Origin of the sequence: Parafrankia sp. EAN1pec (genome assembly GCF_000018005.1) — a bacterium.
Classification (GTDB): Bacteria; Actinomycetota; Actinomycetes; order Frankiales; family Frankiaceae; genus Parafrankia; species Parafrankia soli.
The window spans coordinates 7,805,151-7,829,110 of sequence record NC_009921.1; the positions used below are offsets into that span (position 1 = coordinate 7,805,151).

Annotated in this window: 17 protein-coding genes; 8 read left to right on the forward strand and 9 right to left on the reverse strand. The window is 74.5% G+C overall.

The window, feature by feature from the left end:
- The first annotated feature begins 40 nt into the window (after window positions 1-40).
- Both FRANEAN1_RS31995 and FRANEAN1_RS32000 read left to right on the forward strand, forming a co-directional pair.
- Window positions 41-1,198 (forward strand): cystathionine gamma-synthase, encoded by a 1,158-nt coding sequence (locus tag FRANEAN1_RS31995; protein WP_020463835.1) that lies wholly within the window; start codon window positions 41-43, stop codon window positions 1,196-1,198.
- A gap of 297 nt (window positions 1,199-1,495) precedes the next feature.
- Window positions 1,496-2,491 carry a hypothetical protein gene (locus tag FRANEAN1_RS32000; protein WP_020463836.1) on the forward strand — a complete coding sequence of 332 codons (996 nt, stop codon included), beginning with the start codon at window positions 1,496-1,498 and terminating at the stop codon, window positions 2,489-2,491.
- Window positions 2,492-3,048: 557 nt separating this feature from the next.
- Here the strand turns inward: FRANEAN1_RS32000 and FRANEAN1_RS32005 are convergent.
- From FRANEAN1_RS32005 to FRANEAN1_RS32025, 5 genes are all read right to left on the reverse strand, one after another.
- Window positions 3,049-3,765 (reverse strand): response regulator transcription factor, encoded by a 717-nt coding sequence (locus tag FRANEAN1_RS32005; RefSeq protein WP_020463837.1) that lies wholly within the window; start codon window positions 3,763-3,765, stop codon window positions 3,049-3,051.
- Entirely contained in the window at window positions 3,762-5,003 is a 1,242-nt protein-coding gene (locus FRANEAN1_RS32010) for a histidine kinase (RefSeq protein WP_020463838.1), read from the reverse strand. Before FRANEAN1_RS32010 ends, FRANEAN1_RS32005 begins: the two co-directional genes overlap by 4 nt.
- A gap of 250 nt (window positions 5,004-5,253) precedes the next feature.
- Entirely contained in the window at window positions 5,254-5,829 is a 576-nt protein-coding gene (locus FRANEAN1_RS32015) for a serine acetyltransferase (protein WP_020463839.1), read from the reverse strand.
- Window positions 5,819-6,055 carry an acyl carrier protein gene (locus FRANEAN1_RS32020; RefSeq protein ID WP_020463840.1) on the reverse strand — a complete coding sequence of 79 codons (237 nt, stop codon included), beginning with the start codon at window positions 6,053-6,055 and terminating at the stop codon, window positions 5,819-5,821. Before FRANEAN1_RS32020 ends, FRANEAN1_RS32015 begins: the two co-directional genes overlap by 11 nt.
- Entirely contained in the window at window positions 6,055-8,220 is a 2,166-nt protein-coding gene (locus FRANEAN1_RS32025) for an HAD-IIIC family phosphatase (RefSeq protein WP_020463841.1), read from the reverse strand. Before FRANEAN1_RS32025 ends, FRANEAN1_RS32020 begins: the two co-directional genes overlap by 1 nt.
- Before the next feature lie 475 nt (window positions 8,221-8,695).
- Between FRANEAN1_RS32025 and FRANEAN1_RS32030 the strand changes: the two genes are divergently transcribed.
- The gene (locus tag FRANEAN1_RS32030) at window positions 8,696-9,244 is read left to right on the forward strand and encodes an NAD(P)H-dependent oxidoreductase (protein ID WP_041256737.1); all 549 of its coding nucleotides are present in this window, start codon (window positions 8,696-8,698) and stop codon (window positions 9,242-9,244) included.
- A 255-nt stretch (window positions 9,245-9,499) separates the two neighbouring features.
- Here the strand turns inward: FRANEAN1_RS32030 and FRANEAN1_RS41770 are convergent, their stop codons facing one another.
- On the reverse strand, window positions 9,500-10,417 hold the full coding sequence (locus FRANEAN1_RS41770) for a hypothetical protein (protein ID WP_041255012.1): 918 nt from the start codon (window positions 10,415-10,417) through the stop codon (window positions 9,500-9,502).
- A gap of 162 nt (window positions 10,418-10,579) precedes the next feature.
- Here FRANEAN1_RS41770 and FRANEAN1_RS32040 point away from each other — a divergent pair, with 162 nt between their 5' ends.
- Both FRANEAN1_RS32040 and FRANEAN1_RS32045 read left to right on the forward strand, forming a co-directional pair.
- The gene (locus FRANEAN1_RS32040) at window positions 10,580-11,059 is read left to right on the forward strand and encodes a hypothetical protein (protein WP_041255013.1); all 480 of its coding nucleotides are present in this window, start codon (window positions 10,580-10,582) and stop codon (window positions 11,057-11,059) included.
- Window positions 11,060-11,197: 138 nt separating this feature from the next.
- Complete coding sequence (locus FRANEAN1_RS32045; RefSeq protein WP_020463843.1) at window positions 11,198-11,443, forward strand: hypothetical protein; 246 nt, start codon at window positions 11,198-11,200, stop codon at window positions 11,441-11,443.
- A 1,000-nt stretch (window positions 11,444-12,443) separates the two neighbouring features.
- On the opposite strand, the gene FRANEAN1_RS32055 is transcribed toward FRANEAN1_RS32045, so the two are convergent.
- Together FRANEAN1_RS32055 and FRANEAN1_RS32060 are read right to left on the reverse strand one after the other, a co-directional pair.
- Window positions 12,444-14,162: an acyl-CoA dehydrogenase family protein gene (locus tag FRANEAN1_RS32055; RefSeq protein ID WP_020463844.1), complete on the reverse strand. Its 1,719-nt coding sequence runs from the start codon at window positions 14,160-14,162 to the stop codon at window positions 12,444-12,446.
- On the reverse strand, window positions 14,159-14,911 hold the full coding sequence (locus tag FRANEAN1_RS32060) for a TetR family transcriptional regulator (protein WP_347176836.1): 753 nt from the start codon (window positions 14,909-14,911) through the stop codon (window positions 14,159-14,161). Before FRANEAN1_RS32060 ends, FRANEAN1_RS32055 begins: the two co-directional genes overlap by 4 nt.
- 1,362 nt (window positions 14,912-16,273) lie before the next feature.
- Between FRANEAN1_RS32060 and FRANEAN1_RS32065 the strand changes: the two genes are divergently transcribed.
- From FRANEAN1_RS32065 to FRANEAN1_RS32075, 3 genes are all read left to right on the forward strand, one after another.
- Window positions 16,274-20,518 (forward strand): diguanylate cyclase, encoded by a 4,245-nt coding sequence (locus FRANEAN1_RS32065; protein WP_020463846.1) that lies wholly within the window; start codon window positions 16,274-16,276, stop codon window positions 20,516-20,518.
- A gap of 155 nt (window positions 20,519-20,673) precedes the next feature.
- On the forward strand, window positions 20,674-21,084 hold the full coding sequence (locus FRANEAN1_RS32070) for a response regulator (RefSeq protein WP_041255015.1): 411 nt from the start codon (window positions 20,674-20,676) through the stop codon (window positions 21,082-21,084).
- Window positions 21,081-21,749 carry a histidine kinase gene (locus tag FRANEAN1_RS32075; RefSeq protein ID WP_041255016.1) on the forward strand — a complete coding sequence of 223 codons (669 nt, stop codon included), beginning with the start codon at window positions 21,081-21,083 and terminating at the stop codon, window positions 21,747-21,749. Before FRANEAN1_RS32070 ends, FRANEAN1_RS32075 begins: the two co-directional genes overlap by 4 nt.
- 6 nt (window positions 21,750-21,755) lie before the next feature.
- On the opposite strand, the gene FRANEAN1_RS32080 is transcribed toward FRANEAN1_RS32075, so the two are convergent.
- Window positions 21,756-23,762, reverse strand: a complete 2,007-nt coding sequence (locus FRANEAN1_RS32080) for a PAS domain-containing hybrid sensor histidine kinase/response regulator (RefSeq protein WP_020463848.1) — start codon at window positions 23,760-23,762, stop codon at window positions 21,756-21,758.
- Window positions 23,763-23,960 lie beyond the last annotated feature (198 nt).

Consider the following 23,960-nt stretch of genomic DNA (forward strand, 5'->3'; position numbering starts at 1 on the left):
GCTTGTTTGAAGTCCGGGCTCGAGTGCGAGGGTTGTGGCCATGGGTGATCGGAACTCGGGATTCGAGACCGTCGCGGTGCACGCGGGCCAGGAGCCCGACCCTGCCACCGGCGCGGTCGTCGTCCCCATCCATCCCGCGTCGACGTTCGCGCAGGACGGCGTCGGCGGGCTGCGGGCCGGCTTCGAGTACGCCCGCTCGGGCAACCCGACCCGCGCCGCGCTGGAGGCCAGCCTGACCGCGCTCGAGCGCGGGGCCGCGGCGCTCGCGTTCGCCTCCGGTCTGGCCGCCTCGGACGCGCTGCTGCGGGCCGTGTGCCGTCCCGGCAGCCACGTGGTGATCCCCGGCGACGCCTACGGCGGCACGTACCGCCTGTTCGCGCGGGTGCTAGCCGAGTGGGGCGTCGAGCACACGGCGGTCGACCTGAGCGACCCGGCCGCCGCCGTGGCCGCGATCCGGCCGGGGGCGACGGCGCTGGTGTGGTGCGAGACGCCGACCAACCCGATGCTCGCGATCGCCGACATCGCCGCGCTCGCCGCCGTCGCGCACCAGGCGGGCGCGCTGCTCGTCGTCGACAACACCTTCGCCTCGCCCTACCTGTGCCAGCCGCTGACGCTCGGCGCGGACGCGGTCGTCCACTCGACCACGAAGTACCTCGGCGGGCACAGCGACGTGGTGGGCGGGGCGGTGGTGACCGCGTCGGCGGAGCTCGCCGAGCGGGTGCGGTTCGTACAGAACGCTGCCGGGGCCGTGCCGGGGCCGTTCGACGCCTGGCTGGTGCTGCGCGGGATCAGGACCCTCGCGGTGCGGATGGACCGGCACTGCGCGAACGCGCGGGAGATCGCCGCGCTGCTCGCCGGCCACGCCGCCGTGTCGGCCGTCCACTACCCGGGGCTGGCGAGCCACCCCGGCCACGACGTCGCTGCCAAGCAGATGCGTGACTTCGGCGGGATGGTCTCGTTCCAGGTCCAGGCCGGCGCGGAGGCCGCCCTCGCGGTGTGCGCCGCCACCCGGCTGTTCACCCTCGCCGAGTCGCTGGGCGGGGTGGAGTCGCTGATCGAGCATCCCGCGCGGATGACGCACGCTTCGGTGGCGGGCTCACCGCTCGCCGTCCCCGACGACCTCGTGCGGCTCTCCGTCGGCATCGAGGCGGCCGACGACCTGGTCGCCGACCTCGAACAGGCACTCGACTCGGCCTGACGCGCGGTTTCCCGCAAACCGCCGCTTGCCGACCCGACCCGGCCCGGCGGTTACCCGCCGGGCCGGGCTCATGAGGTGTGGGAGAAGCCAAGCACACTCCGCCGTCGCGCACGCACGAACATGGCACCACATGACGAAGGTCCTGACATTGGACCGGAGTGACGACATAGAGCTTCGTGCTCGCTACCGTCAGAGTAGCTTCTAGATCGTCTCTTTCCGGAGAATAATCATGAGATTACGTCCGGACCATCCAGGCCTCCACCGCCGTAACCGGACAACGACGCTCAGGAGTGCGGGATGGACGAAGCGGCGGACCGGCGGCTGGTCGTTGCCACCTGTGCGACCACAGCCGCACTCGCGCTGGGCGGTTCGCGTCTCATGATCTCGCCGGAGGACCGGGGCCGCGACACACTCGACCGGATCGAGACGGGCCTGCGGACCATGGCCCGTCGCTGGGAGACGATGGCTCCCAGCGAGCTGGTCGAACGCCTCGATCTGATCGCCCGGCACACCGAGACGATGGCGGGTAGCCGCCAGTCGGCCGCGGTGCGCCGGGACTGGCGCCGAACGCACAGCAGAGTGCTCGTGATGTCGGCGGTGGCCCAGGGCGACAACGGCATGTCCGGGCGCGCGGTCGTGTCGGCCCGCACCGCGCTCGTTCTCGCCCGGCACGTCGGTGACGCGCCGACCGCGGCACACGCGGGCGTCGTGCTCGCCGAGCTCGCCGCCTACACGTTCGACAGTGTGGACGACGGTCTCGCGCTCGCGCTCGCGGCACGGGCGACGGCACCCAGCTCCCACACCGCGGTACTCGCGATGACCACCGAGGCCAACATCCGCGCCGGGCGCGGCGAGCCGGCCGACCGGGTGAGGGCGGTGCTGCGGGAGGCCGAGGATCTCGCCCGCGAGCTGACCCCGGCGACCCAGGGCTACGCCCTCGACGGCCTGCACCCCGGCTACCTGCCGACGTTCGGCGGCGCCGCGCTGATCGGCGCGGGAGCCCTCGACGAGGGACGTCAGCGACTGGCGACGGCGGCCGCCCTGTTCGACCGCTCACGCGCGCCTGGAGCGCTCGCCGCGGTGCGGCTCTACCAGGCGTCCGCCGCGGTGCACGCCGACGCGCTGGACGAGGCGCAGACCCTGGCGACCCGGGCGCTGGCGACCTCCGCGGTACGTCCCACGGCCTGGCTGACGAACGGGATCATGTCGCTCGCCGACCGGGCGCGGCGCCGCGGCGCCGACTGGACAGGGCTGGTCAACCAGGCGCGGGAATGGGCACCGGCGGCGGTGTGAGACCGCCACGGGGCAGTGGCGGCGCGCGGTGTCCGCACGGCGCGCGCGTTCCCGCGCGACGCGGACGTCGGCGCGGATGTGACGGCGCGGACCAACCAGGCGACAGCGGCCGCGACCACAGCGACCGCGATGACGACAACCAGCGCAGCAAGCACCGCGGTGAACGGCGAACCGGTCAGGACATCGGCCAGCCAGGATCCCCGCGATCCGGAAGTTCCGGGGACGGAGTGTCCATTCATGCGAATGGGCGGGGGCGTCGGCACCGGCACTGGCACCGCAGCCGGTACGGAAGGCGGGCCAGCGGAAATCTGCGACAGCGAACTCAAAGACACGGCCGGGACGGTAGCGGATGCCCGACCAGCAGCCTCAGCTGACTTGATCATGTCCACAAAAGTGCAGTGGCGATCACTCAGCTTATTTTCCACGCAGCCCCGTCTATTACCTTGATAAGTAATATGTACAACCCGTAACACCATGGTCGCACTAAAGGGCTAGTCTGTGGGCTGACAGTATCGAGTATAAACCGCCACTGTCAGCACCGGACGCACACCATTCGCTCATCTGCTCAGGTTTCGCACACCCCCCGCGGGGCCGGATCCGCCCGAGCCCGGCGCTCGTAGCCCCACATCGTGCGCCAACACGATCGCCCCGGCCCGGTCCCGCACCTCGAGCTTGCCGAAGATGCTGCCGACGTGCGCCTTGACCGTCCGTTCGCTGACCCGCAGCTCGATCGCTATCTCCCGGTTACTGGCCCCGCGCGCCATCGCCCGCAGCACCTGCAGCTCCCGCTCGGAGAGGCGCTCGAACCGGCGCCGGACCGCGAGATCGGCCACGGCCCCGGTGCGCAGCGCGCCGAGCAGACGTCCGCTCGCCGACGGGTCGATCCACGAGCCTCCCTCGGCGACCAGCCTGATCGCGCGCACGATGTCCTCGGCCGGCCGGTCCTTGAGGATGAAGCCCGCCGCCCCGGCTGCCATGGCGCCCCAGACGACGTCGTCGTCGCTGAACGTGGTGAGCACCAGGGCCGGCGGGTGCTCCCCCAGCCGGGCCAGGGCGCGCAGGGCGTCCACCCCGTCCATCCGGGCCATGCGGATGTCGAGCAGGATGACGTCCGGGCGGACCGCGCGCACCGCCGCGACGACCTCGTCGCCGTCCGAGCGCTCGGCGACGATCTCGATACCCGGCTCCCCGCTCAGGACGAGCGCGATGCCCGCGCGGACGAGCTGCTGGTCGTCGACGAGCAGCACCCGCAGCGCGGGCCCGGCGGCGCTCACCGGGGGCCACCCCCGACCGGGCCGACGGCCACCGTGGGGATCGTCGCCGTGACCTCCCAGCCGCCGTCCCGGGGTCCCGCGACGACCGACCCACCGAGCGCGTGGACCCGCTCCGCCATCCCGGCCAGGCCCATCCCGCCGCCCGGCCGCGGACCCCTGGCCGCGGGCGGGACGCCGTCACCCGGACCGGGCCGCGCGTTGCGGACGGTGACCCGGACCGAGTCGGCGAGCATCTCGACGGTGATCCACGTCGCCGCGCCGCCGGCGTGGTGCAGCACGTTGGCCAGCGCCTCCCGGACCGTCCGGAACAGCACAGAGCCCGCGGCCTGGTCGAGCCCGCCGAGGCCGCCGGTCACGATGAGCTCGACCGCGAGCCCGCTGCGCCGGTAGCCGTCGACCAGCGCGGCGAGGTCGTGCGCGTCCGGCAGCGGCCCGCCCGAATCCCGGTCGGCGCGCAGGGAGCCGCCGGCGGCGGGCGTGTCCCCGCCACCGAGCAGCCCGACGGCCCGGCGGATTCCCGCCAGGCTGTCCCGCCCGACCTGCTCGGCCCGGGCCAACGCCTCGTCGGCCAGCGCGGGGTCGCGTCGCATCGTGCGCCGGGCCCCGGTGATGTTGAGCAGCGCGACGGCGAGCGAATGCGCCACCAGGTCGTGGACGTCCTGGGCGATACGCCGGCGCTCGTCCGTCGCCGCGGCAGCGACCAGCCGGTGCTGGGCCCGGGCCAGCTCGGCGGCGAGCACCGTCGTCCGGCGCAGCACCACCCCGGTCGCCGTCGCGTACAGGGCGGCGGCGCCCCAGACGATCGAGCCGGAGGAGAGGTAGCCGTCGTGCGACGCCGCCGGCCGGCGGCTGAAGTCCACGTACGACAGGGCCGAGACGGCCGCAATCATGAACAGGTTCAGCGGGGCGGATACCGAGCGCAACGCCACCCAGGCCGCGAGGGCCACCGCGACGAGGATGGCGGTCTTCGGCGCGTCCAGCAGGATCAGCGCGGTGACCATCGCCAGGCCCAGCGGCCCGGCCACCACGGGCGGCACCCGCAGGCCGCACGCTTCGGCGGCCGGCGGCGCGACCGCGAGCGCGATCAGCAACAGCGGCCACGGCTCCAGGCCCACGAGCACCGCCGAGATCAGCGCGGCGACCGCGGTCAGGCCGTAGACCGCATGGTCGGCGAGGCGCACCATCCCGGCGACCGGGTCGGTGCCGGCCTCGCCGGCCGTCACGCGCCCGGCATCCATGCCCACGAGATCCACCGTACGAGCCGCCGGCGCGCGCCGCCTCGTACTCGGGCCGGGTCCGGCACCTGTACTCAGGTACAGGTGCCGGACGTCCCGGGTACTGCTCCGCGACGGCCCGCGGCCCGATGTGCCCGCCTGTCCCCGATGGCCTACGGCGTGCACTTCTGCCCGGTGGACACCGCCCCGATGCAGCCGTGCCCGGTGCGTTCCGCGGGTGCCGAGCGCTACGGCGCGGCGATGGCCGCACCCTTCACCCGGCGGGCGGGCGCATGATCCTCGCGGGGGCGGCGAAGACGGTGGCACCCGCCGGGACGTCGGTCGTGACGATCGAGCCAGGTCCGATCTTCACGTCGTCCCCGATCGTGATCGGCCCGATCAGGTGCGCGCCCGGCGCGATGTCGACTCGGGCGCCGATCTTCGGGACGGCATCGGGCGGGGCGTCCGTCGAGGCGTACCCGATCGTGACGCCGTGCCGGATGATCGTGTCGTCGCCGATCACGCAGTGGCGCGGGATCATGACCGCTTGGTGATGCCCGATCAGGACGCGACGTCCGATGCTGGCGTCGACGGAGATCTCGGTGCCCTGGAGGTTGCGGATGACGATGTTGTTCACGGCCTTGAAGGCGATCGTGCCGAACCTGCCGACCAGCCCGCCGCGCTCGCGGCACCACCGGCCGAACCGGTGGACGGCGAGCGCCTGGTAGCCCGGGTGCAGCCGCGCCCCGTAGTGGACGTCCCTGTCCTCGCGCAACTGCGCCCGCAGCGAGAGCGGCGCGCCCCGCGACCCGGCCGCCGCGGGCTCGGCCGTGCGGGGCTCAGCCGACATCGCTGAGCTCCTCGATACACACGCGCAGCTCACCGACGTTCGCGAACGAGCCGAGGCGCTCGTCGGGGATCTGCACCGCGAACTCGTTCTCCACCGCGTAGATCAGGTTGATGTACGCCAGGGAGTCCCAGCCGGGCACGTCCGCCGCCGTGGTGGCGTCCGTGACGACCAGGTCGTCGTCGCTGAAGATCTCCCGGAAGACCTGGGCGAGGCGCTCCTGCACCATCAGCCGGCCACCTCCTCCATCGTCCGCACGGATGCGCTCGCGACAGCGGCCCCGCCCGCGCGAGCGTCGACGACCCGGATGAGCCCGGGCCGGTTCAGGGCGCTCGCGACCGGCAGCACCCAGCGGGTGGCCCCCGCGCCGGTGCCATAGGCGGGAGCCACACCGGGGCCACCGGCCGGGGCGACGCGGCCGGCGTCGGCGGGAGCCGCGGGGTCCGGCCGGAAGCCCAGCCGCGGGTACAGGTCGGCCACCAGCGCGTTCTTCGCGGTCGGCAGGTAGTGCCCCCGCACGGAGGAACAACCCAGCCGCCGGGCCTCCGCCACGATCAGCCCGGCGATCTCGTCCTCCAGCGTCCGGCCGATGACCCGGCAGCTCATCAGCCAGGTGTCGACGTCGAGGACGGCCCCGCCGGGCTCGGCGGCACGCCGGGCGATGACGACCGCGACGAGGCCGTGGTCGGCGAACCGGTCGGCCAGCCGAACGCAGATCACCGCGGTGGACGAGTCCGCGGCCAGCTCGGCGACCTCGGCCTCCCCGCGGCGCCGGGTGGTCAGGTTGAACTGGTTGGTCTTCCCGATGAGCTGGACGACCCGGGGCAGCGTCAGCTCGTCGAGGGGTACGACGGTCGCGACCATCTCCAGCCCGCGGTGGAATTCCTCCAGCGAGGTCGCGGACGCGGCGAGCTCCGCCGCCCGGGCCCGCGCCCGGTACTGCTCCGTGCGGGCGGTGTCCTCGGTGGTCAGGGCGGCCGGTTCGAAGAACGGGTAGTCGGCGACCGCGCGCACGTAGCCGTGCGGGTCCCGCGGCAGGGCGATGACGTCCACCTCGGGCACGAGTTGGCGGACCACCTCGCGCTCGGCCGGGTTGTCGTCGACGAAGACCAGGGAGTCCAGACCGATCCCGAGGGTGCTCGCGATGCGCCGGATCTGGGTCGGCTTGTCCTCCCAGGAGGCGCTGAACATGGCGATGTCGTCCAGCCGCAGCCGCATCGCCGGGTGCCGCTCGAACGCCTCGCGCGCGTCCGCCTCGTTGTTCTTCGAGCAGACGGCGAGGATCACGCCGCGGGCACGGAGCCGGCCGATGTACTCCTGGAACGCGGAGAAAGCCTCGCCGACCGGCCCGTCCCCGAGCGCGATGCCGGCGAGGCCCTCCTCCCCGAGCACCCCGCCCCACAGCGTGTTGTCGAGGTCGAGCACCAGGCATTTACGGCTGGTGCCCAGCTGCGCGCCGAGCACCGCCGCGGTGTGACGGGCCAGCGCGGGCACGTGCGCGAGCGAGACGGCCTGCTTCGCGCGGTGCCAGTACCGCGGGTCGAACCAGGATCGTTTGCCGACCGTGGCGGCCAGCCGCTCACAGTCGACGAAGGCGACCTGACCGCCCGCCGCCGCGCGGCCGAGCGCCGCGTTGACCGCGGCGAGCATCGACGACCGCGACCCGGGGATGCGCAGGGCCAGGTGCCCGAGCGCCTCCGTCTCCGGGACGACGAAGGTGTGCTGGATGACGCGGGCATCCAACCGGGAGATGATGATCTCCCACAGCGATGTCCAGCGGCCGACTTCGGCGGCGACCGCGCGCTCGGGGTCCTCGGCGAGGGCTGGAAGCGCGGCCTCGCCCTCGTGGACCGCGAGGATCACGACGTCCGGCCCGAAGCGGTACAGGCCGCTGCCCGGGTCGAGCACCTCCTGCCGGTACTGGCCGTACCCGCACTCGTAGACCTCGACGGCCACCCCGGCGCGCGCGGCTGCGAGCGGCAGGAGCGCCGCGAGCTGGGCGGTCGTGTAGCTGCCGAGCACGGCGACCCGCGCCGAGCGCGCCGTGTGGCCCGCGACGGGCGACGGCATGACCGCCCCTCCCGCAGCGGCGGCCACGGCCGCCCGGGCTGGCACAGCCGCTCCGACCGACGCAGCCGCCCCGGGTGACACGGCTGACGCGACCGCCCCGGCCGAGACGCGGCGCAGGACGCCGGCGGCGACCGTCCAGCAGGTCAGGTCGCCTCCGGCGTCGGTCGTGGCCAGTGCCCAGCGCACGGCGGCGGCCGGATCGCCCGCCTTCTCGTAGGCGAGCGCGAGATCACGACAGAGCCCGGCCGGCGGCACCTCGGCCGCGGTCGCGGCGGCCGTCAGCTCGGCGAGCCGGTGCCGGCCCGTCCCCGCGGGATCAGCCATTGATCGAACTCCTCCCCCAGGCGCCGCGCTCCGGACGCCCCCGTCCTCGAGATGCACACACTTCAACCCTACCCTTACGTAAGGGTCTTCGGATATGCGCGGAGCGCCTCCCGGTACGACCAGGAGGCCACTGGTCGACCACGTCGACACGAATTGAACTCTTCTCGCAACTTTAGGTCACATAGACGAGTCGTCCACAAAGCTTCCGCATCACTCTGTCACCTCAGGAGACGAACCGAACGCTCCCGGCGACTTTGGTGTGTTCGCTTCGTGGCCCCCGGGCCGGAACCGGCCAGCCCCAGGAGCAGGAGCCGGTCTCCCGGCAGTTCGCGATCAACGGTGCCGACAAGTGGCGCGGGCTAGGCTGGGCGCCGGGCGGCAGCCGCGCCGGTGCTCGACGGGGCCCGCTTGTGGCCCGCTCGTGACTCTCGGCGGGGCGCTCGCGTGGGCGGAGTGCGCACAGAAGGGCAACACCATGGCGCAGTGCCGCATCCTGAGTGTCGTCGGCAACCCGAAGCCGAACTCGCGCACGCGGGCCGTCGCCGAGGCGGTCGCGGCCCAGGTCGTGCGTGCCCTTCCGGCCGACACCGAGGCGGTGGCCGAGGTGATCGAGGTCAGCGAGCTCGGGCCGGGGCTCCTCGGCTGGGGTGACCCGGCGGCGAAGGCGGCCGTCACGTCGATGAAGGCGGCGGACGTCCTGGTCGTCGCGACGCCCACGTACAAGGCCACCTACACCGGGCTGCTCAAGCTGCTGCTGGACCAGATCGGCCAGGGCGAGCTCGCCGGGGTGCCGACGATCCCCGTGCTGGTCGCGGCCGCGCCCGAGCACGCGCTGGCGGTCGAGGTGCACCTGCGACCGGTACTGGTCGAGATCGGCGCGTCCTGCCCGACCCGCGGGGTGTTCGTCCTCGACTCCGCCCTGGCCGACCTGCCCGCCCAGCTCGACGCGTGGGCCGCGGGCAACATCGCGGCCGTCACCGCGCTCGTCGCGGCCCGCCGCACCGCGCCACAACCGCTCGGCTGATCCGGCCGGCCGAGCAACCACCCGCGCAGAACACCAAGATCGACCGAGGTTGGCGGCGGCCACGACCGGCGGGCGTTCCGGTTCCGCGGAACACCATGATCAACTGTGGCCAGTGGTGGCCGCGTCATCGACGGGCGGCGTGCGCAGGAGCACCGGGGACCCCGGAAACGGCCGGAAGCGATACATATTCCCGCCGACCAGATCCACATGCGCGGTGCCGAGCAACCGCGGCGGTTGAGTGACAGCCAGCGGCTGTCAGACGCAGCGACTTGCCAGGCCCGAGAAGATGTCGCCGACCCAGACCTCCGGCAGGCCGTCGGGCGGGCGCGGGCCGGCCGGGCCGCATGCCTCGTCCGCGCCAGGCGCTGGATGGCCGTGTGCCGGCACCGACCCCGGCGGCGGCGGCGGCGTCGGCGTCGGCGTCGGCGTCGGCGTCGGCGTCGGCGTCGGCGTCGGGGGCTGCTGACCAGCGCCGGAGCCCGGCCCCTGACCGGACGGGATCCGGTTGTCAGCACCGGGAACATCCGGGCCAGGCTGCGGCCCGGGCATGGCCGGCGGCGCCGGAGAGACCGGCGGGACAGGAGAGGCCGGCGGGACAGGCGGGGCCGGCGCGGTCACCGGGCCGGTCGGCGATGGCACGGTGCTCGGCGAGGCGGTCGGGGTCGGCCCGGCGGTCGGCGTCGCACCGCCCGGCGGGCCGGTCGGGCTCGCGGACGCCTGGCCGCCGCCCGGCTGCGCCCACGGATCGCCGCCGCCACCACCGACGCCGGGGCCGGCCGAGGTCCTGTCCGGCCACGGAGAGGCACCGCCGAGACCGGCCCTGTAGCCGTCTCCGGGAGCGGGCATGGCGGGAGCGGGAAACTGCCGGGGGGCCGCCCGCGGCAGGCCGGTCGCGGAGTCGCCGCGCTGCAGACCCGCCGGTATCTGTCCGCTCTGGTGGTCATCGCCGTCCGACTGCCGCGCGATGATCGTCGCGTCCCGGTCGCCGCCGGATGGAGCCATCGCGCCGAAGGCGGCCACGGCGGCCGCGAAGCCGACCACCGTTACCAGGCCGGCCCCGGGCCGACTTTCGATCATTGCCCAGGCCACCCGCCCGCGCAGCAGGCCGGTGATGCCGACCAGGAGGACGGCCATGGCGACGGTGGCGACCAATCCGGCGAGAAGCACGATCACGGCCGCCTCCGCGGCGCCGCGGTTGCCCGCATCCGTCCCCCAGCCTCGCCGGTGCAGTGTCCGCGGGAACCTATCTCACCCAGAGTGAGAACTCCGACACTTTGAGAAGCGTGTCGGCGTGGGACGAACCCGACTCACCCTGGAATAGCCGGCTCACCGGGAATGGCGGTGACTCACCTGGAATGGCTCTGCCGCGGCGGTCGGGCCGCGGGCCGTGCCGCCGGCCCGGGCTTGGACGCCGCCGAGGCAACCCTCGGATGCGCCTGCGAGCTCTGGACCCCCTGGTCACCGCCCCGCTGGTCACCGCTCCGCGGGTGGGCCGCCGCGTCGTGCGGGCGCGACTGCGTGCCCCGTGCCCGGCGGTCGGTGCTCGGCGGGCACACCGGCGGCCGGGCGGCGGTGGTGGCCCGCGGCGCGACCCGCCCGGCCGTGGGCCGGCCCGCGGTGTGCCGACCCGGCGCGGGGCGCGTCGACGAGGGCTTCGAGGAGGCCGTCGAGACGGCCGGCGCGGCGGGCGCGCTCAGCCGCCCCTGCGAACCCGCCGGAGCGGATGCGTGTGTGCCGCCTGCCGGCGCCGCGCCGGCACCGCCGGTACGGGCGGGACCGATCGCGGCGACGGGCACCGCGGTCGCGGCGCCATGAGGCCGGGACGGCGCCGCCGGGCCCGACCGCGCCGGCCCCGACCGTGCTGGCCCCGGAGCGGTCGGCGCCGCGGGCGAGTACCTGGGCCGGGTCGTCCCGGACGCCGGACCCGCCACCGGACCGGTCTGGGGCCGCGCGGTGTGGACCGGCGCCGACGCCGACGCCGACGCGGTGTGCGGCGACGCGGTCTGGGCCGGGACGGCCGTCTCGTACGGGTTGGAGGGCCGGTACGGCCTGGTCGGGCTCGGCGACGGCCGCACCGTCATCGTCGGCCCCGCCGTCGGCCGGCCGGTTGTCGACCTGCCGGTGGTCGGCTTCGGTGTCGGCCTGGAGGTCGGCTTCGCCGTCGGCTGGGCCGTGGACCGCGGCCCGGCGGGCGCGTGACCGGTGCCGGTGCTGGCGGGCGGCGTCCGGCGGGGACCGGCGGGCGTGGTCGGACTGGGACTCGGCGTGCGGCTGGTGCTGGGCGACGGCGACCGGCTCGGCCCGCCGCTCCCCGTCGCCGGCACGCCCGGGCGGCCCGGCACGGTGGTGGGCTGATCCCACCCCGTCGGCCAGGACGGCCCGGACGACCCGCCCTGGGTCGGCACCGGCGGCACGGACGTGGTGCGCGGCCCGCCGGAGCCGGATGCGCCACCGGCGCCGCCCCGCGTGGCCGGCACGGGCCAGCCGGAACCGGAGCCCGACCCGGCGCCGGTGGCCGTGGCCGTCTCGGCGTCCGGATCGGGGCCGGCCGCGACCGGGCGCGAGCCGGCCGTGGCCGGTGACGGCGCGGGGTCGGGCTCCTTGACGACGAGGCCGGAGGCCTCGGGCACGTCCGGGCTGGGCGGCGGTGCGGTCGCGGCCGAGTCGGCCGGGCCGGAGAGGCGCACCGCGACCGCGCTCAGCGCGAGAACCACGGTGACGCCGGCCGCGGTGACGATTCCGGCCCGACGGCGGTCATAGATCCAGGCCCATTCGGCCACTCCTCGGACGAGCCCGAAGAGGCCTGCGACGACCACCAGGGACGCCACAGCGAGAAAGAAGACGATCATCACACCCCCGGAGGCAGGCGACGCGGGCCCAGCCTAGGAGGTGGCCCGTCACCTTCCGTTACGCGAACACTACATTGCGTTTCCAGTAGCGCGAGTCTCGGACCGCTACAAACTGTCCAGAGTCAGGATAGAACGGGACGTACCGCCCAGAGTCACATCCGACGTTTGTCACACCCTCCAGACACACTCTCCGCACACGTCTGATCGCTTACGCACGGCCACGCGATCAGGCTCCCGGCCCGGACAGCCGGCCTGGCCGGCCCCGGTCGCGGCCTCGGCCGCCCGCGTCGAGCCGGGAGGCAGGCCCGCGACCTCGTATGTCAGGCGATGCCAGCCGACGCCAGCCGACGTCAGGCGGTGGCGGGCGGGATCCGGCGCAGGATGCCCTCGAGGTCGAGCCCGGGTGGGAGGGTCCCGAAGGCCAGGCCCGCGTCCCCGCCCAACCGGGCCGCGCAGAACGCGTCGGACACCGCGGCGGGCGCGTGCCGCACCAGCAGCGAGCCCTGCAGCACGAGCGCCATCCGCTCGACGAGCCGGCGCGCGACCAGCTCGATCACCGGCGCCCCGCCAACCCCACCCGAGCCCGCCGCCCTACTCGTGCCGGCCGCGCCGCCGCCGGTGCCGGTGAGCAGGTCGTCCAGCTCAGCTCGGAGCCGGCGCCACGCCGTGTCGAGCCGGGGGTCGCCACCGGCGGCCGCGTCGACCTCGGCGCCGTAGGCGGCCAGGCTCGCGGGCTCGCGGCCGAGGGCCCGCACGACGTCCAGCGCGTTGACGTTGCCGGAGCCCTCCCAGATGCCGTTGAGCGGGGCCTCGCGATAGAGCCGCGGCAGGCCCGACTCCTCCACGTACCCGTTGCCGCCGAGGCATTCGAGCGCCTCGGCGACCATGGCCGGCTGGCGCTTGCACACCCAGTACTTGGCGAGGCCGGTCGCGAGACGGCGGAAGGCCCGCTCGCCCTCGTCGCCGTGCTCGGCGCGGTCCACCGCGCCTGCCACGCGCATCACGAGCGCGACCGCCGCCTCCGACTCCACCGCGAGATCGGCCAGCACGTTGCGCATCAGCGGCTTGTCTATGAGCAGCGAGCCGAACGCCGAGCGGTGGCGGGTGTGATGCGCCGCCGCGACGAGCGCCGCGCGCATCCCGGAGGCCGCGCCGACGGCGGAGTCCAGTCTGGTGAGCGCGACCATCTCAATGATGGCGCGCACCCCGCGGCCCTCCGTTCCGACCAGGTGGCCCAGCGTCCGGTCGAACTCCGGCTCGGCGCTGGCGTTGCTGCGGTTGCCGAGCTTGTCCTTGAGCCGCTGGATGAGGAAGGGGTTGCGACCGCCGTCCGGCAGCACCCGCGGGACGAGCAGGCACGACAGGCCGCCCGGCGCCTGCGCCAGCACCAGGAACACGTCGTTCATCGGGGCGCTGGTGAACCACTTGTGCCCGCGCAGCAGGTACGAGCCGTCCCCGGCCGGGACGGCGATGGTCTCGTTGGCGCGGACGTCCGAGCCGCCCTGCTTCTCGGTCATCCCCATGCCGGCGAGCAGGCCGCGCTTGGACAGCGGCGGGCGCAGGCCCGGGTCGTAGACGGTGCTGGTCAGGCCGGGCAGATAGGCCGCGGCCAGGTCGGGGGCGGCCCGCAGCGCCGGTGTGACGGCGTAGGTCATCGACACCGGGCACAGATGGCCCTGCTCGACCTGCCCCCAGACGAGGAACCCGGCCGCGCGGGCCACGTGCGCGCCCGGCCGGTCGGCGGCCCACGGTGCTCCTGCCAGCCCGGCGCCCACGGCCACGCGGAGCAGCTCGTGCCAGGCCGGATGGAAGTCGACCTCGTCGACGCGGTTCCCGTACCGGTCGTGCGTGCGCAGGACGGGCGGGCACCGGTTGGCCTCGTCACCCCATCGCTGCGCCTCGGCCGTGCCGGCGAGCCGGCCGAGACGGTGCAGGTCGTCCGCGTGGCCGGCGGCGCCCTCGCGGGCCAGCGCCTCCAGCAGGGCGGGATCCTCGGCGACGTCGTGGCCGACCAGCGGCGGTGGTTGGTTGGTGACGCGATGCGTCGGGCCACCGCCGGCCGCCGTCATCCGGTGCCACCGGGCGGACCGCCCGCCGGCGCCGGGACCTGCCCGGCCACGGCGACCTGCCCGGCCACGGGGACAGGACCGGCCGAGAAGGACAGCCAGCCGCGTTCCACCGGGCACGCGCCGACACACCGCAACGCCATCGCCACCACCTCCCGGACCACCCGCTCGGCCTCACGGCCGCCGCGGGGAAGCTCCTCGGTCATCGAGACCGGGCCGACGAGCACCTCGCCGATCGCGCCGGTGAGCGCCGCCGCCGCGACCATCGGGTCCTGTGCCGGCAGCGACCCCGCCTCGACGCCCTCGCGGACCAGAGCCGCGAACACGTCCCGGTACCGGCGGCGGAAGTCCAGGCGCTCGGCCTCCACCGCCGGGTCCGACGGTGCCACGAGCAGCGCGTAGGCGAGACCGCGACGCGCCAGCGCCCGCCGGGTGAACAGAGCGACCGCCTGGACGAGTCGGTCGACGGGATCGCCCCCGGCCGCAGGCGCCTCGGCGGCACCCGGGACCGTGACATCAGGCACGGCGGCGGTCGGCACAGCGGCCAGGGCGGAGATCAGGGTTGCCTCGCGGTCGGCCGCCCGCCGGAAGACCTCGACTACCAGCGCCGACTTGGACGGGAAGTGCTGGTAGACCGAGCCGACCGACATGTCCGCGGCGGCGGCGACCGCGGTGACCGACGCGCCGGCCCACCCGGCGTCCGCCACCAGGTCGGTGGCCGCGACGATCAGTCGCTCACGTGCGGCGGCCAACCGGTCGTCGACTGCGGTGGTGCGACGGTAGGGCACAGAAGAAGTGAATCACCGTTCGCGCCTTCAGGCCACGGCGCGGCGGCGATTCGGCCCCTACGGACCAACCCGATCAGGCCGGTCACGCCGATCGCCTGGTCAGGCCGATCAGGCCGAGGCGGCCGGCCGGCGGGCGACCGCCCCGCGACCGGACGACGCGGGAAACATCAACCGACGGCACGCAAACAGAAAAAGTGCCCGGGAAAATCCCAGCCAGCATTGATGCCGGTAGAAGCCACGGACTTCCGGCGGCACGCCGGCACACCAACGCATGCTGACCGGCAAACCGAACGCCGACCGGATACGCACAGATGTCACCGGCGCCCGCCCGCCCGCATCACACCCAATGCCGCCACGCGCGGGCACCATCGCCGCCGCGCCACCGCCACGGCCGCCGATATGCGGCCGCGGGATGCGTGCGCTCGTGATATACGACTTCGTGATATACGCGGTGGACGGACGGCGACTTTCCGACCCATCGTTTCTACCACAGGGCCGCTTAGCGGTGCCGGCGGCAATGCCCCGCCCCACCGCTTCACCGCCGTTTAGCCGGACGAGCTTCCGGCCCACCGGTTGCGCAGGGTCACCCCGACTCCCGTCGCCGGCGGGCCCGCCGGCGCCCCGCGACGACGCCACGAACAGCGCATTGGACGTCCCCCACAGGAGCCTGCCCGTGGTGACGGTGACTCCAGGAGCCCGGCACACGGAGACACAATGGTCACTGTGAGTATCACAAACAGACGCTCGGACGAATGTCAACGAGGTCGCTGTGGCCGCAGTGCCTCCGCACGGTCGCGCCGGGCATCATGGCGCTACCGCGGCGCCCGCGCCGCCGCGACCGCGGCGTGATGGCGCGGGCGCAAGCAGGCGGCACCGACTCGGCCCGCACGGCGCACGGCGCCCCGCCCCACCCCACCCGGCCCGGCGCCGGATTCGCGGCGTTCACCGGCCCGGCCGCCACCGGTATCCGGTGTATCGCCCGCGGCCGGCCATCCCCGCACCGGGCCGCCGGTCCGATTTGCCGAACCGGCCTCGAAGTGGCCGGTAACACAGCTTCCGTCGATTGACCCACCGGCCCGGCCGCGGGCGAAAGACACCCCGACACGCGCGCGACGGCGCGTCCGATTCCCACTTGGAGCAATTCGGCCGGCCGGGCCCGGCGGTGTAAGAACCACGCAGGCACCCGTCGGGTGAAACAGTCCGCGGCGCAACTCGTATGCTCTTCCCCTGCCGGGATTCGACGGATCAAAACCGAATACCGTCACCAAACACGGTCCCGGCGGAGTGCCGCCGCATCGGCAGCGGCGGGGGAATGGAAACTGGCGGATGACCATGGGCGACCGGCGACACCGGATGACGCCCGGCGACCGCGCTCGGCGGCGGGTCGAGCGGCGGCGGGTCAAGCGTGAGCGCCGTTGGGCCAGGTGGTCGTTCGGCCGCGGCCGGCTGGCCTGCTGGCCGCTGGTCAGCGGGCTGATCGCGATCCTCGCGCTGAGCGGGGTGGCGCTGGTCGGCGGCAGCCGCTGGCTGGCTGACATCGAACAGGACCGGCTGGCGAACCGGGTGAGTCTGATCAGCAACCTGGCCACCTGGGAGTCGACGGTCGACGACCCGGCAGGCCTGCGGGCCGTCGTCGAGCGGACCGCGTTCGACCCCCACGACCCGGCCCGCAACCACCAGCTCGCCGCCCAGTTCCAGATCACCCCCGGAGGCGACACCACACTGCTGGTCGCGCTGCTCGACCGCGCCGGGACGCTCCTGTCCGTTCGGCCGGCTCAGGGTGCGGTGAGCGCCGGGGATCTCGGGCCGGCCTGGTCGACGGCGTGGAGCGGCGGCAGCGCCGTCTCGCCGGTCTTCACGCTCAACGGGCAGGCGGCGCGGGCCACCGTCGTCCCGGTCGGCGGCCCGCGGCCCTGGGCGGTCCTGGTCAGCGTGTCCACCGAGGAGTCGAAGCGGCAGCTCGGCACCGGCATGGGCACGCTCCTCCGGTTACGCGGGCAGGGCGCCGTCTCCACCATCGACGCGCGTGGCATCGCTGTGGTCTCAACCGACCCCTCGCTGCCCGGGACCCGCGTGCTCGACCCCGCCGAGCTCAGCGCGGCCTGGCGCTCGACCAACCGCACCCGGGTCTGGACGACCGGCGGCGAAGACGGCTACACCCACGTCGCCGCCGCCCAGCCGGCGACCGGGTACACGACCTACCTGGTCCAGCCGACCGCGCAGCTCTACGCGGAACTACGGGAGCAGCGGTCGCACCGCAACATCACCCTGTTGGTGGTGACGATGGCCGCGGTGCTCTCGATCGCGGTCGTCGGGCTGCACGAGGAGACCCGCGCCCGGCGCCGGCACGGGAAGCTGAGCTCGCTGCTGGCCGCCACCCGCGACATCGTCATGACCGTCTCGGCCGCCGGCCGGCTCGAGTACGTCAGCCCCGCCGCGGCGACCCGGCTCGGCCACGATCCCGCGGCGCTGCGCGGGCGGCCGCTGTCCGAGCTGATGCGCGGTGGCGACGCGGAACGGGTCGCCGCGCTGCTCGACGAGCCGCTGCCGGCGACCGTGATGAACGTCCGGCTGCTGTCCGCCGCCGGGCACGAGCACTGGTTCGACGTGTCGGCCCGGCGCCTCGCCGACGAGACGGGCTCGCCACGGGCGATCCTGACCTTCCACTCGATCGAGCGGCGCAAGTCCCTGCTCGACCAGCTCGGGTTCCAGGCCGGGCACGACCTGCTCACCGGGCTGGCGAACCGGGCGACCTTCGACGAGCGGCTCGCCGGCGCCCTCGGCCACCAGCCGGCCGGCGGCGCGCTCGCCCTGCTGTACATCGACCTGGACCACTTCAAACCGATCAACGACACCTACGGGCACGCGGCCGGCGACCGGGTGCTGACCGTCGTGGCGAGCCGCCTCACCGGCACGGTCGGCGCCGGGATCGCGGCCGGGCCCGACGCCGGGGCCGGGGCCGGGGCCGGGAGCACCGTCAGCCGGTTCGGCGGCGACGAGTTCGGCATCCTGCTGCCCGGGGCGGACGAGACCGCCGCGGGCGCGATCGCCGCCCGTGTCGTCGCCGCGCTCGGCGAGCCGATCGACCTGGACGAGACCCGCGTGACGGTCGCGGCCAGCGTCGGGGTCGCCGTCGCCCGCGGGACGTGCCGTCCCGAACAGCTGCTGCGGGCCGCCGACCAGGCGATGTACCAGGCGAAGGCGGCCGGCCGGGCCCGGTACTCGATCGGCGTGGTGGCGGAGGCGGAGCCCGACCCGTCCGAGGCGGCCGCGCCCACTCCCCCGATGACACCGGCGGCGTCCCAGGCGCCCGGGACGCCGGCCACGGGGAGCCCGTCCGTCTCGCCCCCGCCCGCCGCGCGCCCGTCCTCGCGGCGTCTGTCAGTCGCGCACCCGTCCGCCCGACGCCTGTCGATCCGGCGGCTGTCAGTCCGGCGGCCGTCGCCGCGGCGGCCGTCCGTCCGGCGCCGAGGGGGTACTCGCCCGCCCGCTCCGCTGCGGCACCGGCTCGCGGCGGCGATCCCGTCCGCGACCGTCGTCGTGGTGCTGCTGGGGACCGTGACCGCCGGGCTCGCGATGGAGACCACGGCGCGTGACAGGGCTCAGAAGCAGCGGATCGACGCCGGCGTCGAGCTCGTCACCCACGTCGCCGAGTACGCCCATGCCCTGAGCGACCCCGGGCGCCTCACCGGGGTCATCTCGGAGATGCCCTGGCCGCTCGGGAACCCCGCCGCGCTGACCGAGGTGTTGCGGGTCATGGGGACCTCAGCCGTTGCCGGCCCGGGCTCGCTGCTGGCCGTCGTCGCTCCCGATGGCCGGCCGATGGCGACCGAGCCGCCCGGTACGCCCGTGCCGATACCCGTCGGCGACGATCTCTGGTTCGACGCCAGCCGCAAAGGGGCGCTCACCCCGATGATCCTCGTCAACGGCCGCTCCCGGATCTGCTCCATCGTGCCGATCCTGCGCGGCGGGTCCGCGGTGGCGCAGCTACTGCTGTGCCCGACGAACGTGCTGCCCGCCGCCCGGACGCTGCGCTCCATGAACGGCCTGTCCGGGGATCTCGGCCGGGGCGGCATCTCCGTGCTCGACGTGCACGGCCGGGCGGTGCTGTCCTGGGACGAGGCGCTGGTCGGCAGGAAGCTGGTCGAACCGGCCGACCTCGAGCAGGTCCGCGACGGCACACCCGGCCTGGTGCGCTCGGCGAACCGGCCGGACACGACCGCCGTCGCCACGGCGATCCCGGGCGGCGGATACGTCCTGCTGGACCAGACCGCCGACCTGTTCCAGCTGAGCCTGCTGGAGTACCGCTCGATCGGCGACGGGCTGCTCTTCGGGATCATCGGCGTCACCGTCATCGGGCTGGCCGTGGCCAACCGGCGCCGGGAGCGCGCGGTGCGCCAGGACTTCGAGCAGCTCGACATGCTGCTGCACGGCGCGCACGACATCGTCATCCTCCTCGACCGGAGCGGCCGGCTGGATTTCGTCAGCTCCGCGGCGGAACCGCTGCTCGGCCGGGACAGCCAGGAGATGCTCGGCCACGACCTGCTGCGATACGTGCACCCGGAGGACCGGGCGGCGGTCCGAGAGTTCCTCGCCGGCCCGGCCGGCGAGGCGGCGGACGGCCGGGCGCTGCAGGACATCCGGCTCGAGGCGCGTGACGGCAGCCACCGCTGGTTCGACATCGAGGCGACGGCCTGCGCCCCGCGGCCGCCGGCCGCCCGCGCCCGGGGCCCGGTGCTGACCTGCCGGGAGATCGGGGAACGGCGCGGCCTCACCGAGCAGCTGCGCCGGCGGGCCCGGCACGACCCGCTCACCGGGCTGCCCAACCGGGCCGCGCTGGCCGAGCACCTCGACGCGGTCGCGCGGCGCAGGACAGCGTACGCGGTCCTGCTCGTCGACCTGGACGATTTCAAGCCGGTCAACGACAGCTTCGGCCACGAGGTGGGCGATCATGTGCTGCGGGTGACCGCCACGCGCATCCGCCGGGTCCTGACCGGCGGCGACACTGACGGCGGGGGCGGCGCCAGCGGCGACAACAGCCCGCGCCAGCCTGATACGGCGCCCGCTCCCGGCGGTGCCGCGGGCGCCGGGGAGCGGCCCCGTTTCCGCCGCCGCCCGTCGTCCTGGTTCGGCGGCGACCTGGGTGGATCATGGAACCTGCCGGAGCAGGGTGAGGTCTTCCGCGTGGGCGGCGACGAGTTCGTCGCGGTGCTGGCCGGCCCTGCCACCGCGCTCGCGGGCGGGCTGGACGTCGAGGCCGTGGCCCGGCAGACCGCCGACCAGATCACCGCGATCGTCCGGGAACCGATTCACGCGGGCGGGCGGCTGGTGACGGTGGGCGCCACGGTGGGCGTCGCGCTGTCGCGGGGGGCGGCCGCTCCGGAGGCCGTCCTGCGCCTCGCGGACGCGGCGATGTATCAGGCGAAGCGGTCCAGGCTTGACGGCCGCCCTCCGGGCGAGCCGCTGCGCACCTCCCCGCCCGCCAGGCCGCTGCGCGCCCCCGGCACCGAGCCAGCCCCCGGCACCGAGGCCGCAACGCCAGCGGGCACCGAGGCCGAGCACGCGTTGTGACGAAAACCCGGAACATCGGAAATGCAACTTCTCCGGTTACGCCGTCCGGTGTCAGGGTCGTGCCGTATGGTGGCGCCGTTCGGGCTGACAGGCGGCGAGATGGCCCCGGTTCGGGGCGACCGAGGTGGCGTGTGCGGAACCCATGCGGAGGCGAGATGCGCACCCACGGCCGGCCACGAGCGCTCGTCGTCGACGACCAGGAGATGATCCGGCTGCTGGCGGCCCGGGTGCTGTGTGACGGCGGCTGGTCCGTCGAGACGGCGGGCGGCGTCGCCGAGGCGCTCGCCCTGCGGCCGCTCGACTTCGACGCGCTGGTCATCGACACGCGGCTCGGCGCCGAGCGGGGCACCGAGCTGCTCGCCGCCCTGCGGCTCGACGATCCGCTGGTGCCGCGCCGGTGCCTCATCCTCAGCGGCGCGTCCACCGACCCGGCGCCGGACGACGTCGCCGTGCTCCTCAAGCCGTTCCGGGCGGACGACCTGCTCGACGCGGTGAACAGGCTCTCGGGCCGGCCCACGGTCGACGGCGACCCGCCGGGCGGTGGGCGCCGGCGGCGGACCGGATGACCCAGTCCGGGACGGCCGGCGACGCGCGTGTCGCCGACCGTCTGATGTTCCTCATGATCGCGCTCCAGGAGCGCGCGAACCGGGCCCTCGTCGAGGAGCTGCACGACGGGCCGATGCAGGAGCTCACCGGCATCCTGCTGTCGCTGGCGAGCCTGCGCCGGGGCCTGCCGGCCGAGGCCGCCGCGCAGATCACCCAGATCGAGACCCGCCTGCGCGACGCCGCCGCCGCGCTGCACCGGCCCCAGCCGCCGTTCCGCACCGGCAACGGCCCCCGGCAGATGCTCGAGCTCGGCCTGACCCAGCGGGTGGAGGGGGTCCTCGTCGACCGGCTCTACACCAGCCTGGACATCGACGTCGCCCCGCCCGCGCTCGCGGAGGTCACCGTCGTGCTGGCGACCGTCCAGCTCCTGCTGCAGGAGAGCGACCCGCTGGAGCGCCCGGCGCGTGCGCTGGTGGCGGTGCGGAGCAGTGCCGAGCATGTCGAGCTGGCCCTGCGAGTCGCCTACGCCGACGGCTTCCGCCCCGACGCCGCGACGGCGGGCCGGCTGGAGCGGCTGCGGCAGGTCGCGGACGTCCTCGGCGCCCGGCTGAGCCCGGACGCGGTCACCAGCGCGTGGTCCGCGGCGGTGCGGCTGCCGCGGGCGCCGTCCCAGGCGGGCGGGTAGGCGCCGTCAGCTGTCGCGGGGCCAGGGCGGCGCGCCGTGCGGGGAGAAAGGGCCGCTGAGGGAATCCAGAACCTCCCGCACCTTCGACAGCAGCACCCGCTCGGAGAACGGCTTGGTCAGCAGGGCAAGCCCCGGGGCGAGCGTCCCGTTCCGGGCAAGCACGGGCTGGGCGTACCCGGACATGTAGAGGACGCGCAGGTCCTGCCGCTGCTGGCGGATCCGCTCGGCGACCTCGCTGCCGAGCAGCTGCGGCATGACCACGTCGGTCAGCAGCAGGTGGATCTCCTCCCGCGTCGTCGACGCCAGCGAGATCGCCTCGGGCCCGCTCGCCGCGATGATCACCTGGTAGCCATTGCGGGCAAGGATGCGACGGGTGAGCTCGCGCATGGCCGGCTCGTCCTCGACCACCATGATCGTCTCGCCGCCGAACAGCTCACCGTCGGCGAGCTGCTCCTCAGCCGCCGGGACGGCGCCGTCGACGGCCGGCAGCAGCGCGCTGACGGTGGTGCCGACGTTGGCCGTCGACAGGATCTCCACGTGCCCGCCCGCCTGGGTGATGATCCCGTAGACGGTGGCCAGGCCGAGCCCGGAGCCCTCGCCCTTCGTCTTGGTCGTGAAGAACGGCTCGAACGCGCGCGCGGCGACCTCCGGCGACATGCCCGTCCCGCTGTCGCTGACCCGCAGGTGCACGAAGCGCCCGCTGCACAGCCCCGGGTGGGCGGCCGCCGTCTCGTCGTCGACGCTCACGTTCGAGGTGTCGATGGTGAGCGTGCCGCCACCGGGCATCGCGTCCCGCGCGTTGACGGCGAGGTTCACCAGCACCTGCTCGATCTGGCCCACGTCGGCCAGCACCGTCCACAGGCCCGGGTGGGCGGAGGTGTGCAGCTCCACATGCTCGCCGAGGGTGCGGCGCAGCAACTGCTCCATGTCGTGGACGACCCCGTTGAGGTCCAGCGGGCGCGGCTGGACCACCTCGCGCCGGCCGAAGGCGAGCAGCTGGTGGGTGAGCTGGGCGGCCCGGTCGGCCGCCCGCTGGACCTGCTCGATGTCGCGGCGGGCGGACTCCCACCGGCCGCCCTGGTCCCTGGCGGCGGTTCCGACGACCTCACCGACGAAGGCCGTGTAGTTGATGATCACTGCGAGCAGATTGTTGAAGTCGTGTGCCACGCCGCCGGCGAGCTGGCCGAGGCTCTCCAGCCGCTGCGACTGGTGCAGCTGTACCTCGAGCCGTTCCCGCTCCGCTTGGGCCCGCAGCCGCTCGCGCTCCGCCTGCGCCTCCAGCCGGTCGGTGACGTCCCGGATCGCGGCCGAGACGAGCAGCCCGTCCTCGGTCTCCAGCGCGGACAGGGAGATCTCGGCGGGGAACTCCGTGCCGTCCCGGCGGCGCGCGGCGAGCTGCATCCCCGCGCCCATCGGCCGCGGCCGCGGATCGTCGAAGTAGCGGGTGCGGTGCCGCGGGTGCAGGTGCCGCGCCGACTCGGGGACGAGGATCTCCATCGGTTGCCCGACGAGCTCGTCCCGGTCGTACCCGAAGAGCCGCTCGGCCTGCGCGTTCACCAGCGCGATCCGCCCGTCCGGGCGCACGCCGACGATCGCGTCCGGCGCCGCCTCCAGCAGGCCGCGGAACATGGCCTCGGCCCGCTTGCGGCTCGTCACGTCCCGGATCGCGGCCGTGACGAAGATGCCCTCGACGGTCTGGACGGCCGACAGCGAGATCTCGGCGGGGAACTCCGTGCCGTCCCGGCGGCGCGCGGCGAGCTCCACGCCCGCGCCCATCGGCCGCGGCCGCGGGTCGGAGAGGTACGCGCCGCGGCGGGCCGGGTGCGCCCCGCGCAACGCCTCCGGGACGAGGATCTCCATCGGTTGCCCGACGAGCTCGTCCCGGTCGTACCCGAAGAGCCGCTCGGCCTGCGCGTTCACCAGCGCGATCCGCCCGTCCGGGCGCACGCCGACGATCGCGTCCGGCGCGGCGTCCAGCAGACTGCCGGGCGGCACGTCGGCATAGCCCGCCAACGACTACCCCCAGATCGTGAACGACGTGTCACGCAATGACACATGGTAGCCCGGAGGGCACGGGACGTTCGACCGCGAACGGGTATCAGTCGGACCGTGCCACGATCATGTCAGCAGGTGCCGAGGTCAGCGTGCCCAGGTGCCCGGGAACTGGTGGCACGGTCAGGATGTGAGAGCCCGGCCAGCCCCACCCCGACG